Source organism: Flavobacteriaceae bacterium (assembly GCA_014075215.1).
GTDB lineage: Bacteria > Bacteroidota > Bacteroidia > Flavobacteriales > Flavobacteriaceae > Polaribacter.
The window spans coordinates 3,169,518-3,185,893 of sequence record CP046177.1 but is presented as its reverse complement, the minus strand read 5'-3'; the positions used below and the strand labels follow the sequence as shown (position 1 = coordinate 3,185,893).

At 37.7% G+C, this 16,376-nt stretch carries 9 protein-coding genes; 4 read left to right on the top strand and 5 right to left on the bottom strand.

Features of this window, described 5'->3' with window-relative positions; translation table 11 throughout:
• The first annotated feature begins 1 nt into the window (after position 1).
• From GKR88_15815 to GKR88_15800, 4 genes are read left to right on the top strand one after another with little or no spacing between them, the layout of a single operon-like run.
• On the top strand, positions 2–652 hold the full coding sequence (locus GKR88_15815; protein QMU65603.1) for a hypothetical protein: 651 nt from the start codon (positions 2–4) through the stop codon (positions 650–652).
• 2 nt (positions 653–654) lie between these two features.
• Positions 655–1,248, top strand: a complete 594-nt coding sequence (locus GKR88_15810) for a hypothetical protein (GenBank protein QMU65602.1) — start codon at positions 655–657, stop codon at positions 1,246–1,248.
• Positions 1,249–1,259: 11 nt separating this feature from the next.
• Positions 1,260–6,272, top strand: a complete 5,013-nt coding sequence (locus GKR88_15805) for a hypothetical protein (protein QMU65601.1) — start codon at positions 1,260–1,262, stop codon at positions 6,270–6,272.
• 6 nt (positions 6,273–6,278) lie between these two features.
• Complete coding sequence (locus GKR88_15800) at positions 6,279–10,577, top strand: hypothetical protein (GenBank protein ID QMU65600.1); 4,299 nt, start codon at positions 6,279–6,281, stop codon at positions 10,575–10,577.
• A 146-nt stretch (positions 10,578–10,723) separates the two neighbouring features.
• On the opposite strand, the gene GKR88_15795 is transcribed toward GKR88_15800, so the two are convergent.
• From GKR88_15795 to GKR88_15775, 5 genes are read right to left on the bottom strand one after another with little or no spacing between them, the layout of a single operon-like run.
• Complete coding sequence (locus tag GKR88_15795; protein QMU65599.1) at positions 10,724–12,214, bottom strand: glycosyltransferase; 1,491 nt, start codon at positions 12,212–12,214, stop codon at positions 10,724–10,726.
• On the bottom strand, positions 12,214–12,909 hold the full coding sequence (locus tag GKR88_15790) for a glycosyltransferase (GenBank protein QMU65598.1): 696 nt from the start codon (positions 12,907–12,909) through the stop codon (positions 12,214–12,216). The genes GKR88_15795 and GKR88_15790 overlap by 1 nt, the downstream gene beginning before the upstream one ends.
• Positions 12,906–13,391 (bottom strand): hypothetical protein, encoded by a 486-nt coding sequence (locus GKR88_15785; GenBank protein ID QMU65597.1) that lies wholly within the window; start codon positions 13,389–13,391, stop codon positions 12,906–12,908. Before GKR88_15785 ends, GKR88_15790 begins: the two co-directional genes overlap by 4 nt.
• Positions 13,391–14,992: a 4Fe-4S binding protein gene (locus tag GKR88_15780; protein QMU65596.1), complete on the bottom strand. Its 1,602-nt coding sequence runs from the start codon at positions 14,990–14,992 to the stop codon at positions 13,391–13,393. The genes GKR88_15785 and GKR88_15780 overlap by 1 nt, the downstream gene beginning before the upstream one ends.
• 6 nt (positions 14,993–14,998) lie before the next feature.
• A complete protein-coding gene (locus GKR88_15775; GenBank protein ID QMU65595.1) occupies positions 14,999–16,306 on the bottom strand; it encodes an NAD(P)/FAD-dependent oxidoreductase in 1,308 nt (435 codons plus the stop codon).
• Between the last annotated feature and the right edge of the window lie 70 nt (positions 16,307–16,376).

The window sequence follows — 16,376 nt, the reverse complement described above, 5'->3', positions numbered from 1 at the left end:
GATGAAATTAAAATCACAGAAAACGCTAAAAGAGAAAATGAAAAGATTGCTCCTTATCACCATTATTATAAACTTTGCTTCCTGTAGCACCGGAAGTTTCGAGACCGAACAGGATTTATGGAAGTATCTTAAAAATCCGGATCACGGCTATTACCACCAAAAAAATATCAACGGCTATGATTTTTCCTTGCTGTATAAGCCTACGGATGTATGGGTAAAACAAGAACTCTCCGGAAGTTTGGAAAAAGGACGAGAAAGAACGCAGCAAATAAAAAAACTCAGAGATAAATACCATAAGTATCTGTACTTTTCACTATCCATATCCAAAAACGGGCAAGAATTATTGAGTGTTGCTCCCAAAAACAGGCAGGAATTCGGAGCCATGGTACAGCAACTCTCTTTTGGCATGCAGGAGAAAGTACATCTGTTCACCTCAAAAAAAGATACGATTGCACTGGCCGATTACAGCTATCCCAGAATGTATGGCATGAGTAAGTCAACTTCCATGCTTTTTGCCTATCCGAGAGATAAAAACGATTTAAAAGAAGCGGCTCTGTATTTTACCCTCGAAGATTTGGGAATATATTCCGGCGAGGTAAAATTTAAAATAGCTACCGATAAACTAAAAAATGAACCCGCCTTAAAACTATAGCAATGAAAGTCAAATTTTTTACATTCTTATGCATCCTGGTTACAGCATCTTTTTATGGTCAAACCAGAGGTTATGCCGGGATGAGAAGCACTCAACTTATATTGAAAAACGGAGATACCTTAAATGTAATGGGAAAATTAAAATCCAACGTATTCAAATACAAAAAGGATTACGGAGCCAAACCTGTAAAAATTAAGTATTCCGAAATCGAATCTATAAAAATCAAGCTTGGAAAAGATGACGTCGCCGTTTTTAAACCCTTGCCTCTTAAAGGTACTGATAAAATAATCCCGGTAGAAGAATTCGTTACCGGAAATAAAATTTCACTATATGGCGTCACTAATAACTTTATGGGGCAGGGAGCCGGAGGTATACGCTTTCAACAAACATCAGTTACCTATTATATAAAAAAACCCTCTGAAGAGTTACTGATAAAATTAGGTGCTTATCAACCCATTTTTGGAAACTTAAAAGAAAAACTTAAAACCCTTTTTAAAGATTGTGATATACTCCTGAAAAAAATAAAAAATAAAGAATTTAGAATGCGAGACGGCATTGAAGAAATGTTTAAATTTTACAATAAAAAATGTTCATAAATCAAAACACTATGAGAAAACTAAAATACCTATTGAAAACAGCAACACTATTTTTAGCACTTGCTTTCGTTGCTAACACGCAACACCTGGTTGCCCAATCACAAGGCCCTGTGGCGCCCGAAGCCGCAAGTTTTGAACCGGTAGATGCCGCTGATATGGTAAACCTGGTTACCGGGGATTTAACCTATGTTTTACTATTATTAAATGTACCTTCACCGGAAGGAGGATATCCTGTGGCTTTGGCCTATCATGCAGGAATTGCCATGGACCAGGAAGCATCATGGACAGGTCTGGGATGGAACTTAAATGCGGGAGCCATTAACAGAGCCGTTAACGGATATCCGGATGATTACAATACTTCATTAATTAACGAATATTTTTATGATGAAGGCGATGAAATATCTGTATATACGTATTCTCACGGGATTTCACTCTACGGAGGAGTTTCCGTAGGTTTGGGCCTGTCATGGGGTTCCAACAGAAGTTTGGGAGGTTTTGTAAGTGTTGGTTATGGCTTTGAGATTGAAGGATTTGGAAATTTAGGCGGAAATGTTAGTTTAGGTACAGACGGAGTTGGGTTTGGAGTTGGAGCAACATTAAAAGGAGGAATGACTTTTGGTGTAAGCGCTAGCTCTAACGGAGGAGTAAACGGATCTATTGGGTATTTTGACAACAATTCGGGAGGCTTTAGTATATCTACCAATGGCAGCCTGAGTGTAGATTTGATTCAAAATTCGGGCAAAGATAATCAAGTAGCTGTTGGTTTAACATTATCTTCCTCCGGAATTTCCATAGATGCCAAAGTAACAAACAGACACAAAAACGACGCCGGTAAATATAAAGTAAATGGAGGTGTGGGTATTGGTCTTCAGTTACAATTTGAGAATACCTTTCAAATGGGAGATTATACGACTGAAACGAGTAGCTGGCAGATTCCTTTAATCATCCCGACTCCTGTAGGTATTTTTAGCATGTCTTTTGGGAAACAAGAATTCAGATATTATCTGGGGAAAAATGAAAATGACTTTGTTTCCGGTCCTGTTTATTATGCCGAAAATATTATTAATAATACTATTTACAAGGTTTCGTGTGTGGGAGAAAATAATTATGACCATCCTATTTCTTGCGGTAACTACACTACAAATTCTTATTCGGATGCTGAAAATTTTGCACAAAGTGTGGAAGCCAGTAGCTCTGTTTTAAATTGTAGCTGTCGGATAACTGCAATTGGCAATGAAGATGCTTTTATGGATATTTATGAAGTCCCGTTAACGGATACTGCTTCATTATCGGAAAACTCAAAAATAGCAGCTAACAATCCGGTGTTCCCGAGTTATGATTACTACAATGTACAAGCCCAGGGCTTATCGGGCGGAATGTCTTCCAGATTGTTTGATAACGGAGTCCTTTTCGGGCTGACAGGTAGGGAAAATAAAGATAAATTTAGCCTGGAATATGCCATTGACGGAAGCACTACCAGTATACCTAACCATGCTAAATTTACCCAAAAACCCTATTTCTATTTTGACAATGAGATCAGTACTCATTTAGGGGTTACGGATGTGGAAGCGGCTGTATTCAATACCGGAAATCAATCCGATATCCTGTCATATTATTCGGGTGGCGTGGAAACAAATACCAAGCCGAGAAGAAAGAATGCTACCTACATAGCATATTTTAGCAATGAAGAAATTACAGATGATTATGCTTATGTTAAGTCAAAAGGATATCTGCTGCCTTCCGGAACAGGTTTTGACAGAATCGTAAAACCCAAAGACGGTATAGGGGCCTTTAAAATTACTTCAATAGATGGAAAAACCTATCATTATTCATTACCGGTATACAATCATGAAACCATCACAAGAACCTTTGGGATTATAGAAGAACGACCCGACGAAGATCAATCGTATTTTGAAAAAAGACAGTTAGAACCCTATGCAACTCATTGGCTGTTAACAGCAGTTACAGGCCCGGATTATTACGACACAAATAATAACGGAAAAGCAGATGAGGGAGACTACGGATACTGGGTAACGTTTGATTATGGAAAATGGTCGGATGCCTTTATTTGGAAAAACCCTTACGGGCAGGATTATTTGGAAAATGACGAAGATCCCGACATCAAAACAGCTATCAGAGGCAGAAAAGAAGTATACTATCTGGATAAAATACAAACCAGAACACATACGGCTCTTTTTCTGAAAAGCGAAAGACAAGACGGGCTTTCTCAAGAGTGGAATTATAAATCTGTAGAACACGTAGACGGACTGGACCAAACTTCGGCAGCCTATCGTTCAAGATTTGTAGTTCCTGCTCATGCTCCGTTAAAATTAGATAAAATAATATTGGTAAAAAATGAGTATATGAACGTGGTCAAAACATTCGGAACTTCAAACCATGAATATGCAGCTATCTATTATAATGACTCTGACAAACCTATAGAAAGAGCCTATTACAAACTAAAAGATAATGTATTTGATATGGGAGATAACTGGCAGGGGTTACTGGCCAATGCCTCCAAAGTGATTGACTTAACGTATGAGCATCCTACCAATAGCCTGGCAAAAGGAAGCCCGAATACTTCAAATGCTTATTATGGAAGACTGACATTAAAATCCGTAAACTTTAAAGGGAAATATGATACGGACGTGATGCCTCCTTATGTATTTTCTTATCATAATGACTTGTCTTATTATTTTGATATGGAGGATAAAGATGATTATGGTTATTACAAACATGACAACAGTTTATGGTCTTTAAATGAAATTATCACACCGCAAGGAGGTAAAATACAGATAAATTATGGCCACCACTCGCTTAAAAGTGCTGTAGCTTCCGGTATTACTTTCAGAACACGTAACGAGGATTATAAGGTTACCGAAGATTCGGCCTATAATGATGCTTTTATTCTTGAATCAAGCCGTAATATAGGAATGGCCGTTGGTGATAAAGTGCATGGGATTTTTAATTTTATTTGTAGTAACTTCAACAATACTCATTACTGTAACTCTGCTTATTCAAATGCACAAGGAGTTAATGTACAGGGTGATGTATTGGAAGAATTAGGAGAAAATAAGTTTAGAGTATACTTAAATTACGATACTAACTCATGTTACCATTATTATAAATCTCAATGTAGCATAAATACGTTCACTTTTCGCTATCATATAACCAGGCCCATTGAGAATATAGGCGGTATTCGAGTGGCAAGCCTAACCACAACTGATGGTATAAACAATTATACTACAGCATATCAATATGGAGAAAATGGAAATGGGATTGGTTATGTAAGCTACCTGCCTTTTGCTCCCGAAATACAGAAAGAGCTTCCTTATAGTGCGGAATTGCCCGCACCCAGAGTCATGTATGAATATGTTTCCATGGAAACAAAAAATACAAATCATCAGTCTGAGGGAAAAACAACATACAAGTTTAAAGTTTTAAAACAAAAAGATCCCAATGCTCTTAAGTTCGGTGATTTGTATGAAATAAACATGACCGGTACGGATATTGACAATACTGCAGCGGATAAGAAGGTGAATATTAGTAGTTACACCATTAAAGATAATTTGGCCACCCTGGGTTCTTTACTTGAAGTAGCTGCTTATAACAGCGAGGGGCAATTATTGAGTAAAATTGAAAACGAATACTATGCACCAGGAGAAACACCGGGTAAACTGGGAATGACTCAAGAGTCTTATCAAAGTTATAAAACGGTGGATTATGTCAATAATACTTCCGTTTTAAAAGACAAATGGTTGATTAATTCATCAACCAGAATTAAATACCCCAGCCTGTTAAAAAAATCTACGGAAATAAAAACAGGAAATCATTACAGTTCCGAATTCTACGATTTAGACCCCATAACAGGGCAGGCAAGAGTGTCCTATTCCTATTCAAGCGACGGGATAAAATTGAAAACCAAAACCATACCGGCCTATACAAAATATGCTGCTATGGGTTCTAAAGTAGATCATACGGACAATGTAAATATGCTTGCACAGGAAACAGCCGGTTATTCGTATTTAATCGATCCGGTTACCGGTAGTGAAAAAGTGATAGGAGCCTCTGTTTCAACCTGGAATAACGATTGGGTGTATAGAGACGCGACAGGAGTTGAATCTTCACCGACAAATTCCAAAGAAAAAATATGGCGTAAGCATAAGATCTATGTTTGGGAAGGCCCCATAGACCAAAATGGTGCTTATGTAGGTTTTAATAGCTCAAATGATGATGATTTTAACTGGGGAGTTGGTGTCACACAGAGCAATACAAAATGGAAAAACGTATCTGAAATTGCCCGATATGACCATTTCTCTTCAGTCCTCGAAATGGAAGATATCAATGGAAACCATGCCGCTTCCAAAAAAGGAGATAACCATTCCAAAGTCATAGCAACGGCCAATGCGGCCTATACCGAAATGTTCTATTCCGGAGCGGAATACATCAGCAGTGAACATTCGGGGTATTTTGACGGAGAAATACGCGCTAACGGAATAAGCTCCAGAGAAGCACATACCGGAAATTACTCAGTGAGAGTTACTGCAGGCCAACCGGGTTTTATAACACATCTGAAAAGCGGAGAACACAGAGCAGGCAAATACAAAATATCCGTTTGGGTACATAAAGACAATTACGAAAATGCAAGAATAAAACTGAGCCTGTTTGCAACTCCTGTTTCCTTTAACGGAGAAAAAGCCTTTGCCGGAGATTGGGTGCTGATGAACCGTTACCAATATCTTTCGGCCAATGCTAACAGTATTCATGTTACTTCCCATTCGGGAGCGGTATATTTTGATGACTTTAGAATACACCCGATCTCCTCGTCTATGACAAGCTATGTCTATAATGAATTTGACGAAGTCTGCTATATTATGGGAACCAATGGCCTGTCTACTCACTATATCTACGATGAAGCAGGCAGGTTAAAAGAAACCCGGGTAGAAGTATTGGATAATCCGGAAGCAGGAATTACGGGAGGATTTAAAAAAGTAAGCAAACATACGTATAACTACAAAAACTAAACCACGATGAAAAAGAGTTTCATTTTTACGATAGTATTTTTAATGACAGGAACTTTACTGAGTTATGCTCAGAGATTGCTCACACCCGACGAAGATACCAATTGTAGGGTTGTTGCCACATACAACCGCGCGGAAATTACATACAGAAACCCGGCAACAGTAACTGCCAATGCACAAACCATAAAGATAATGCTGGCATTTTCACCGTTGGATTGCAGGCAGGTATTGTCTTTTAGTAACCTTCCTTCCTGGATTCGCGTTGCCGAAAATACCTATGGCTACGTAACCTTTTCCATTGCGGAAAACCAAACGGCAACCGTAAGAGAGGTTACAATAGCCGGAAGCACCGGTGGCGAAATCAGAATGCTGATTCCTATCAGCATACAACAGGCCGCCGGATCAGGTTGCGACGGGGTAAATTATTATTCGGATACGGACGGAGACGGTTTTGGAGACGCCCTCTCAACTCCCGAATTTAGCTGTACTCCCATTCCGGGGAGAGTAACCAACAATATAGATACTTGCCCTAATGCCTATAGTTTAACAAACAATGGGTGCCCCGACCCTGTTGAAAACTTAAACTGGGTACAGTCCAAATCTTATGATATTACAGGAAAGGTACTGAGTAGCTCCAAAGCGTATTTTGATGAATTAGGCAGAGGAATCCAAACCCAAACCTATGATATTAAAGAGAAAAGAATTTGGGCTGCACAAACCTTATACGATTATTCAGGAAGGGCTGCTTTTACTACCTTAAGCGCACCCATTACGAATAAAAATTCAGACGAGATATTTCAATACAAAGAAGGGTTTATTAAAAAACCGAACAATGCTAATTATACGGTTGCTGATTTTGAAAATTCAAATATTGAAAATCCGGCTACCGTGGGTACTCAGCCCCATACCTTAGGAAACTATTATAGTACTTCCAATGCAGATGAAATGTATCAGGATAAAACTGACAGACCTTATTCCAGAACTATTTATAGTACCTTAAACCCTGGTGCAGTAAAGCAAGTTATTGGTGGAAATAAAATTGACAATCAGTGGAAACAAGCCTATTCTTTTTCAATGAACGCCGCCCAGGAAATGTATTATGCTTTTGGATATGATTATTTTCCCGGTACTCCTGACATCGCAGAGATCTACTCGGGTATCAACACGGTTTTAAATGATCCGTCAAAACACATTACATGGCTAAGAGTACATAAAACAGTAGTAGAAGATGTGCATGGCAATGAATTTGTGTCATTTACGGACGATGACGGAAAAGCACTGGCAAGTGCGCGTTCCGGAGGCACAAAGCAATACGAGGTGGTTTCCCTGATCGGAGCGCAAAAATACGTAGACATTCATTTGCCAAAAGGATGTGAAGGAACCCTCTCATTTTTAGGCAACGCTTCCGATTATAAAGTATATGATTTAAAAAGTGAGCAAGTGGTGCCCGCCAATAACCCGGGGGCAGGCTTTTACAGAATTGAATATACAGGCACACTTGCCTTACAAAAAGAAGCTACCCTTGCCTATATTGACAAATCAAATAAGGTGATCTATCCTGTTGCCGCCACACATGCGGGCGTACGCTATAAAGTAAATTATTACGATTATACACTCAATTATTACAACGACACAGGGCATCTGAAAGCTACCTTGCAGCCTTTGGGTTTTAATGATGATAGTTTGGACAACCTATCTGCCAATGTAGCTCATAACTATAATCTGAATACTACTTTTACTCAAAACTCCTTAGGACAAATCCTGAAAACTACCAGCCCGGACGAAGGAGATGCGGAATTTAAGTACAGAAAAGACGGGCAAATCCGCTTTTCTCAAAACAGCAAACAAAGCGGGGTTCAAAGTATTATAGAAAGTGATTTTGCCGTGGGTTACGGAGGCTGGTTACAATATGAATACGGAAACAGCAATCCGGTATTGGAAAACGGACGTTTAAAAGTGAATGTAAGTGCTTCCTGGGGAGGTATTCGTCATAAACTATCCGATTTTTCCACTACGCCCGGTGAAACGCTGAATATCACATTGACATTTGATAAAGCAACCACCCAGTCAAAAATCCTTCTGTATATTCAGGAACTGGATCAGGCAGGCAACCATTTGTCATGGAATAATATCAGTCCGGATTTAAACTCGGGGACTCATCAGTATGCTTATACGGTAAATCAGGCAAACAAGTTGTCTTTACTCATTGTCAAAGACAATACCAACACCACTGCGGAAACCCATTTTTATATAGATCATATTGGTTTAAGCAGAATCTCCGATGTAGTAGAAGAGTTTTCATATACAAACTACGATTTTTTGGGGCGCCCCGTAGAAAGCGGAATATGTACCGGCGATTTTTCATATCTGGACCCCGATACTTCAACAACTGCTTACGGAGTAAAGAGAGAACAGCAATACACTATTTATGATGAGGTAACCTATCAGTCATCACCCTGGTGGTTATTTTATGGGCTGTATTACGGTTTCGGAAGTTATGTACCGGCCCATTACCGGCAAACCTACCTGTCAGGAAACGTAGCCTCTACCTATGACAATAACGGCCACAGAACTTGGTATAGTTATGATATTTACGGAAGAGTACGGTGGATAGTGCAAGCGATCTCCGGACACGGGCTCAGAACCATAGACTATGAATACGACCCCGTAACCGGCCAGGTGGCAAAAGTGATCTACCAAAAATTCAAATCCTCGGAAAGATTTATTCACCGATATACCTATAATGAAGTACAAGAACTGATACGTGTGGAAACGTCTACCGATGATATTGAATACATTACTCATGCAAGCTATCAGTATTACGAAACAGGAGCACTAAAAAGAACAGAAATTGCCAACGGCTTGCAAGGAATAGATTATGTTTATAACTTAGCAGGACAATTAAAAGCCATTAACCACCCTGATCTGAATGCTGCCAACGACCCGGGCGGAGATAACAATGATCTATTTGGAATGGTAATTGATTATTATAATGGTGATTATACGAGAAACCCTAATTTTTCTATGATGAGTTCGGGAACCGATCAGTTTAACGGAAATATTAAAGGAATTACCTCTAATACCAACTGGGGTAACGGCACAAATACTCCTGCGCAATATTCATACCAATACAATAGCAACAATTGGCTGACCGAAGCTACCTTTAGCGGAGGAAATGCGGTAGCTGCCGACGATTATAAGGTACATAATATTACCTATGATGCCAACGGAAACATACAAACACTCTATAGAAATAAAAATACGGAGGCCAATAGCAGCAATCTGATGGATCGGTTTACCTATCACTACAAGCCCGGAAAACCCAACCGGTTAGACCATGTGGACGATGCCGTAACTACCACTACCAATGCCAATGATTTAAAAGACCAGGACACAAATAATTATACCTATAATATCATAGGCCAGTTAGTAAATAATGCGGAAGAAGGTGTTTCTTACGAGTATAATGCAAGCGGGCTGGTAACCAAAGTATATCACAACAATGTCATTAAAGTAGCCTTTACTTACAATGATAAAGGTTTTAGAACGCGTAAAACTACCTATAACAACGGAACCCAAAGCCATACTACCGATTATATAAGAGACGTATCGGGAAATGTTTTGGCCATTTATGAAAACAATACATTGGTAGAACTACCTGTATACGGAGCCTCTCGTGTGGGAATATACAAGAAACAATCGCACTCCACTCTGTATCAGTTAACAGACCATTTGGGCAATGTAAGAGCCGTAGTTTCCAAACAACACGGTATACGGATAGCCATCACGGATTTTAACAACGGAAATGCTTCTCCTTGTATAGCGAGCGGAACGGCAACTGCCGACGTGGAAAACGGAAGATTAAAGATAAGTACCGATACCGATTTGAACGGTGCAAACGGCTATTATTCCTTACAAGCCAATACGCACTATGAAATTTCCATTGAAGTAGACAAAACCGGGTTTGCAGATGCTCCGTTAGAGTTTGGTATCTGGCAAGCAAATGTGTTGAAGCAAAACCGGATAGTAGCGCAAAACGGAGTTTTATATACCACTTTTACACCCTCGCAAACAGGAACCTACCGTTTTAATTTTAGACTAAGAGAAGACCATTATAGCGGACCGGGCCAAATCGTATATATAGACAATGTCATTATCAACAAAACCATACAAAACGGAACCTTAGCGGTTACACATGCTACGGATTACTATCCTTTTGGACTCAAACACAAAGGGTACAATAATGTGTGGTCAGTTCTAATGGAAATTCACTTGCTGAAAAGTGGAAGCATAATAACAAAGAATTAGAAAAAGATTTAAATATTGAGTGGTATGAACTTTAATACCAACTTTTTGACAATTATAAATTTTATTTATAGCACTATAAGAAAAATTTATAATTAGATGCTCAATTCCGGAACTTGGAACTGGAAACTTTCTAACTTTAAATTATATTAGATTTTTGAAAAAATGGATTTACAAAAAACGTAACCAAACCCAATGAAAAGCATTAAGTGAAATGGGAACAATCCAAAATCTCCTCCTTGGTCACCCACTATAAAAGCACTGTACATACCAAATGCAAAATAAAATGTCAGCATCCCCTCAATAATCACATTTAAAGAAGGTCTTTTTCGAATGCACTCATTATTTTTCCACGTATCTTTTAAGGTTTTGATATTGAATTTCGGGGTTCTTACAAACTCACTTTTTTTCCCGAAATGACCTTCTAAAACAGCAATGGTATTGTGTAAAGAGAATCCCATGGCAATAGAGAAAAAAGTAAAGAAAGTGGCAATGTATTTGAAGAAATTTTTGATGCCACCGCCATAACTTTTCTTAAACATAAACCAGTAACAGATAAAGAAAATAATGGTACTGATAACAAAGAAACTCATCACATAGAAATAAGGTTTTAAGTGTGCGTATTCGTTTTTAATGTATAACATAGGGATGCTTAGTATTGCTACTAAAAAAATCATTAAAAACATAGAACTGTTCAGCAAATGCAACAAGCTGTGAATTTTTGTTTTTGCAGGAATCCCCCGAGTGGTTAAAACCCGTTTGGCCATTTTTTGGAAATTCTCGGCACCGCCCTTATTCCATCTAAATTGCTGCGACCTGGCAGCGCTGATAATAACCGGCAGTTCGGCAGGAGTTTTCACATTTTCCAAATATTTGAACTTCCATTTTTTTAGCTGTGCCCTGTAACTTAAATCAAGATCTTCCGTTAACGTATCTCCCTGCCAGTTGCCGGCATCTATAATACATTCTTTACGCCAAATACCGGCGGTTCCGTTAAAATTGATAAAATGCCCTTTACTGTTTCTTCCTACCTGCTCTAGTGTAAAATGAGCATCCAATGCAAAAGCTTGCACTTTGGTTAACGTAGAATAATTTCGGTTAATGTGCTCCCAACGGGTTTGTACCACACCTATTTCAGGGTTTTTGAAATAAGGAACTGTCTGCAGAAGCCAGTCTGTTTCAGGTAAAAAATCCGCATCGAAAATGGCAATAAATTCACCTTTGGCAATTTTCAATCCCTCTTTTAGAGCTCCTGCCTTAAAACCTTCCCTGTTATTCCTTCGAATGTGTTGAATATTGACTCCTGATTCCCGGAAGTTTTCAATTTGAGCTTTCGTCGATTCGACAGATTCATCCGTAGAGTCATCTAACACTTGAATTTCAAGTTTATTCCTCGGATATTCCAATTTTACGATGTTCTCTAACAATCGCTGCATGACATATAACTCATTATAGACAGGAAGTTGTACGGTTACATAAGGAACTTCATCGGGGTTCTTAAAATCAAATTTTGGGCAAGTATCTTTTTTACTTTGCGCACTCATATAGTTGAAAAGTAAGTTCAATTGTGCCAATGCGTACATAAATATCAAAATGAGTGCAATCGAGTAAACAGTTATGATAGTATATTCAAGAAGCATTATTTGAAACTATATTTAAAAATCCAACTTAAAATTTTTACGCCGGCTAATATACCTTTTAAGGTTCCTGAAACTTTAGAAACGCCTATTCTATTTCTATATTTCACAGGAACTTCTATATACGATAATTTTTGTTTGATGGCTTTCAATTGCATTTCTACTGTCCAGCCATAGGTCTTATCTTCCATTTTTAACGCTAATAGCTTATTGTATTTAATAGCTCTAAATGGCCCTAAATCCGTGTATTTGGCATTGAAAAACAATCTCATGAGAAAAGCTGCCAGCCAATTGCCGAAAACCTGTTGCGGTGTCATAGACCCTTCCTCTCTTAGTTTTTTAACTCTTGCTCCAATAACAAAATCCATATCATCATTTATAATAGGTGCAATAATTTCAACTAATTGTTCAGGATAGTCAGCATAATCTCCGTCTAAAAAAACCACTATATCCGGATGTTTGGCGGTCTCAGAGTGCACCACATATTCCATACCTTTTAAGCAGGCATACCCATAACCTCGTTTAGATTCTTTTAAAACAGTAGCACCTGCTTTTCGTGCATTTTCTTCGGTTTTATCGGTAGAATTATTACTAACCACAATAACTTCATCAACAATATCCGGAATGTCATTTATAACATTAACTATAGCATCTTCCTCATTATATGCCGGAATGATGACCTTAATGATTTGCTTCATTCTTTTAAATCCGATAAATTATTGTCCTTTTTAAAGGATTTAAGATCTGTCCATTCTTTTATCTTTTTTCCTTGTTGAAATTTAGCCACCTTTGTTAACTTTTCCATTTTATAGATCAAACAATACCCATTTTTCTTATTGTCTTTTAATTGACATTTATGGTAAATATGCCCTTTGTCATCATAATACAGCCACCACTTATTTTGTTTTCCCGAAAAGTAATGTCCTTCCTTTTCTTTAATACTGTTCTTTCTAAAAAAATACCAATATTTTGTTTCTAAATTATCTTTGAAATGTCCTTTACTTTTTAAAACCCCATTTTCATAGTAGAATTTCCAATATCCGTTTTTCTTATTTTTTTTGATCCAGCCTTCTTCTTTTAAGTTTCCATTTTTATAATAGATCTTGTGGTATGTTTTCTGGGAAAATGCTTTTAACAAAACAAAACAAAACCCAATAAGTAGGATTTTCTTAAAAAACATTATTTACGGTTTACCAATTCCATCAAATCGACATTGTTCCCTAATAATATTTCAGTGGGGTTAATTCTTCCCTTTTGTTCGCCATTTTCTAATTTTAAAACCCCTCTGGGGCAAACAGCCGAACAAATACCACAGCCTACACAACTGGAACGTACAATATTTTCTCCTTTCTGAGCATAGGCCCGAACATCGATTCCCATTTCACAATAAGTAGAACAATTACCACAAGAGATGCATTGCCCTCCATTGGTGGTAATTCTAAACTTAGAGAACATACGCTGCTGAAATCCTAAAATTGCTGCCATCGGGCACCCGAAACGACACCAGACCCTGTTCCCGAGGATAGGATAAAACCCTGTTCCAATAACTCCGGAAAAAACAGCACCTATATATACTCCATATGCAGACCTTAAATCCCAGGAACTGATATAAAAAACATGGCTGGAAGTATCCGTCAAATACATTGCCAGTAAAGCACCTAAAATCACAAAAAAACCAATAGCTCCGTAGGTTGCATCTTTCCCCAATTCATTACGCTTAAAAAATAGTACTAAGGCGAAAATAAGTGTTAAAACTCCCACAGTAAAAACTAAGAATACTTCTTTTGTAAGCCAAAAAGTTTTTGAATCATTTCCCAGGTAAGTATAAATTACTGCAATGGTCATAATGATAGAAAATACCATTACAGTGTGGATTAACCATCTTTCTATCTTCCATGCAGACATTTTTTTACTACTCAATTGTCTAAAAGAATCTCCTGCTGTTTCTGCTAGTCCGCCACATCCGCAAACCCATGAACAATACCAACGTTTACCATATTTATATGTTAAAAAAGGAGAAATCACAAAAATAGATAAGATACCGAAAACGAGCATCCCGAACCCTAAATTACCCGAAGATAGTAATCCGTCCAGAGACCAACCGTCGAATAAATAATAGTTTAACGGCCACATACTTTTTAAGTCATAGTAAGGGAGGTTGTATTGAGGTTGCTCGTTTAATTTTGCCATAAATTCCGGGATCAGGTAAGCAAAACCTAACTGAAAAAACATAACGGAAATCGTTCTTAGCTGTTGGTATTTGTTATGGCGGTACTTTAATATAAATTTATATCCAAAAGCTATAATAGCAACCGTATACAATGTGCCATATACAAACCATTGGCTTGCGGGCCTGTTACTCAACAAATAACTTAAGGGATCAAACAGCGCTACCAAACCTGTGTTAGGAGCACCGTTAACTCCTAAGCCTAATAATTCTGCGTAGAAATACAAAACAATATAAAAACCGGTTAAGGAAACTCCGGCTATCCAACCTAAAAGACCTCTTGAAGAAATAGATTTGAACCAAACACCGTCATTTTTAATTCCTTCTAATTTTTTCAGATAGATTTCATTGGCATATAGCACAGTTCCCAAAACGATTAAAACCAGACTGCTTGTAAGAACAATTGTTTTATTGGGAAGGGCTACATTAAACGTTGCCAGTATTAGGATAATTAAACCTGTAATTCCCATAATCGCAGCAATTTTTTGTTTTGTTGATATATCCTTAGCATCTGGTGTTGCCAAAGACATACTGTGATTTACTTTTGTACTCATGATTCTTTATGTAGTAGTTTGTAGTTGATAATTATAAGCTGCCAAAATCTCTTTTTCGTAATAACTGTAAAATTCCGGATCAAAATTTGCTTCCGGCAGATGGTGTATAACATAGTCTATGTCTTTTTCTTCAGTAAGCCATCTGTCAAAAACCTCATGTCTCATTCTAATTCCAAAGGTGTTAATTCCCAGGAACAGATTAGAATCTTTATGATACGCTACCGTAATACATTTGGTATCATCTTCATGCTTCCAATGAAAATGTTCTTCGTAATCGGGTTTGTTTCTTTCGGAAAATACCCAACCATACGTTTGATATTCGATATCTAAAAATTTTGCCGAATTAAACCAATGTCCCGGGTTGTATTCAATTTTGTTTCCACAAATGGTCTGTGCCAGTGTTTCTCCCATCATCCTGCCCGTATACCAAACAGCTTCAACAGGTCTTCTATTGCCAATAGGCTCTCTCTGTTCCGCACAATCTCCGATGGCATATACATCTTTTATACTTGTTTCTAAAAAACGGTTGACTAAAATACCTCGGCCGGTTTCTATATCAGAACTTTTTACAAAATCAATATTTGGAGAAACTCCGGGTGTTAACCCAACTACATTACACTCTATTTCCTCTCCGGTTTCCTGAATAATAACAGATTTTACACAGCCATTTTCATCGGATATAATTTCCTTTAAATTCGTATTTAACCTTAAATCAAAATGATGATTTCTAATATGTCTGTTAATCATGGCACTTTCACCGGAAGGCAATACGCCGTTCCAAAAACTGGTTTCACGTACCAAAAATGTAACCGGAATATTTCTGGAATGTAACATTTCGGCCAATTCAATTCCAATTAACCCGCCACCCACAATAACAGCTCTCTTACATACCTTATTATTCGGTGCGTATTTTTCCAGATTATCCAAATCTTGTTTATGATACATTCCCATTACACCTTCCAAATCCTGTCCTGGCCAACCAAATTTATTAGGCTTGGAACCGGAAGCAATCACCAATTTATCATAAGAGAGTGTCTCTCCACTAGAAAAATTCAACAGCTTATTTTTAGTGTCTATATTGCTTACATATCCCTTTTTCAAATGAATATTATTTTTTCTCCAAAACCAAGGTTCATAAGGTTGTGTGTGTTCAAATTTCATATGGCCCATGTATACGTACATGAGTGCCGTACGAGAAAAAAAGTAATCCGTCTCTGCCGAAACAATCGTAATTTTTTTATTTGAATTCTTTCGAATATGCCTGGCAAGTGTAACCCCGGAAATTCCATTTCCAATAATAATAATATGATGCATAATTTTATATAGTTAACATATCTGTCGAAAATAATAAGAATTTCTTAAAGTATTTTTTAATTTATAATAA